Consider the following 236-nt stretch of genomic DNA (forward strand, 5'->3'; position numbering starts at 1 on the left):
CCGCTGCGCGCCGCACGGGTGATGGCGCGGGTGCGCGAGATGCACGGGGGGGAGGATTACAGCGCCGAATGGGCCACGCGGCTGACCGGCACCGGCATCTATGCCGATCTGTTGCAGCAGCCTTTCAAACGGGCGGTGAAGGCGGCATGCCTCAGCCACCGCATGCCCGCCTTGCGGACAGATCTCTTCCGGGTGCCGCCGCGCCCCGGCGATCAGTTGAGCCTGTTTTGACATCA

Annotated in this window: 1 protein-coding gene; it reads left to right on the forward strand. The window is 67.8% G+C overall.

All coding sequences use genetic code 11. The annotated features are described in order from the left end of the window. Positions 1-231 (forward strand): hypothetical protein (locus GJQ66_RS14430; RefSeq protein ID WP_230379700.1); only part of this gene is annotated, 231 nt, incomplete at its 5' end. Positions 232-236: the final 5 nt, after the last annotated feature.

The organism is Microbacterium sp. ZXX196, assembly GCF_009709595.1.
GTDB lineage: Bacteria > Actinomycetota > Actinomycetes > Actinomycetales > Microbacteriaceae > Microbacterium > Microbacterium excoecariae.